The following is a 1808-nucleotide window of genomic DNA, read 5'->3' as shown; positions in this document are numbered from 1 at the left end:
CGCGAAGGTCGACGCGACCGCGCCGACAGTCACCGCGCCGGCGGCCGCGCGCACGCGCTGGCCTGGGACCTCGCCGAGCTCGACGTCGTCGACGAGCGGGTCCGCGCCGCCGAGGAGCTCGCCGGCGGCGGCATCGACATCCTCGTGAACAACACCGGGGGCCCGCCGCCCGGTGGCGTCCTCGGGCACGAGCAGCAGGTGTGGGAGACGCACTTCCGCTCGATGGTGCTGTCGGTCATCGCGATCACCGACCGGGTCGTGCCCGGTATGCGCGAGCGCGGCTGGGGCCGGGTCATCACGTCGACGAGCTCGGGCGTCGTCGCGCCGATCCCCGGGCTCGGCCTGTCGAATGCGCTGCGCAGCACCCTCGTCGGCTGGTCCAAGACCCTCGCCGGCCAGGTCGCCGGCGACGGTGTGACGGCCAATGTCGTCGTCCCGGGCCGGATCACGACCGAGCGCACGGCCTTCCTCGACGAGAGCCGGGCGCAGCGCGAAGGGCGCCCGGTCGAGGAGGTCGCGGCGGAGAGCCGGGCGACCATCCCCGCGGGTCGCTACGGCGAGCCGCACGAGTACGGCCAGACGGTCGCCTTCCTCGCGAGCGTCCCCGCTGCCTACGTCACCGGCTCGGTCGTGCGCGTCGACGGCGGCCTCGTCGCGGCGATCTGAGCAGGAGCAGACATGACCACCACACGCGAGACGATCACCCGCGAGACGAGCGGCGTCTACGCCATCGCGCCGACCCCCTTCGAGCCCGACGGCACCGTCGACCTCACGAGCCTGGACCGGCTCGTCGACTTCTACGGCGAGGTCGGCGTCGACGGGCTGACCGTGCTCGGCCAGCTCGGCGAGGCGCCGAAGCTCGACCAGGACGAGGCCGTCGACATCGCCCGCCGGGTCATCGCCCGCACCGACGTGCCGGTCGTCGTCGGGGTGAGCTCGCCCGGCTTCGCCGCGATGCGCTCGCTGACGGCCGCGGTCATGGACGCCGGTGCCGCCGGCGTGATGATCGCTCCGCCGCGGACCCTGCGTACCGACGACCAGGTCGTCGGCTATTACGCCGGGGCCGCCGACGCCATCGGGACGGACGTCCCCTTCGTCATCCAGGACTACCCGCTGACCTTCGACGTGCAGATGACCCCGGGCGTCATCGCGCGCATCGCGCGGGACACCCCGGGCGCCGTCATGCTCAAGCACGAGGACTGGCCCGGGCTGGACAAGATCAGCGCGCTGCGCGAGCTCGAGGCGAAGGGGGAGATGCCGCGGCTGTCGATCCTCACCGGCAACGGCGGGCTCTTCCTCGACTACGAGATGGACCGCGGTGCGGACGGCGCCATGACCGGCTACTGCTTCCCCGACCTGCTCGTCGACGTCGTGCGGATGTCGCGGGCGGGGGAGCGCGAGGCCGCGCACGACCTCTTCGACGCGCACCTGCCGCTCATCCGCTACGAGCAGCAGCCCGGCGTCGGGCTCGCCGTGCGCAAGCACGTGCTGCAGCGCCGCGGGATCCTCGCGCACGACGCCCAGCGCACCCCGGCTCGGGGGCTGTCGGCGACGGCGCGGGCCGAGGTCGACCACCTGCTCGAGCGGCTCGCGCGCCACGACCCGCGCGCCGCGCTCTGAGATGGCCCGCAGCGACGAGGTCTACGAGACGCTGCGCGCGCAGATCCTCTCCGGGGAGCGGGGCGGCGGGCAGTCACGTGCCCGAGGAGTCCCTGACCGAGACCCTCGGGGTCAGCCGCACGCCGGTGCGAGCCGCCCTGCAGCGCCTCGCCGACGAGGGGCTGGTCGTCGTGCGGGCCCGGGCGGGG

3 protein-coding genes are annotated in these 1808 nt (G+C 74.1%); all 3 read left to right on the top strand.

Annotated elements, in window-relative coordinates:
• Positions 1-666, top strand: a 666-nt coding sequence (locus AC2W7J_RS17895; protein WP_485984088.1) for an SDR family oxidoreductase, incomplete at its 5' end; no start/stop codon positions are given.
• A gap of 12 nt (positions 667-678) precedes the next feature.
• Complete coding sequence (locus AC2W7J_RS17890) at positions 679-1620, top strand: dihydrodipicolinate synthase family protein (RefSeq protein WP_485984086.1); 942 nt, start codon at positions 679-681, stop codon at positions 1618-1620.
• The coding region (locus tag AC2W7J_RS17885) for a GntR family transcriptional regulator (RefSeq protein ID WP_485984090.1) at positions 1617-1808 on the top strand (192 nt) is incomplete at its 3' end. The genes AC2W7J_RS17890 and AC2W7J_RS17885, both read left to right, overlap by 4 nt.

It is taken from the genome of Janibacter sp. CFPM2_SD2 (assembly GCF_057364645.1).
This window is presented reverse-complemented; position numbering and strand designations above follow the sequence as displayed.

Excerpts from the sequence above, each read along its gene's own strand:
- AC2W7J_RS17890 (WP_485984086.1), top strand. The coding sequence starts at position 679 with ATGACCACCACACGCGAGACGATCACCCGCGAGACGAGCGGCGTCTAC.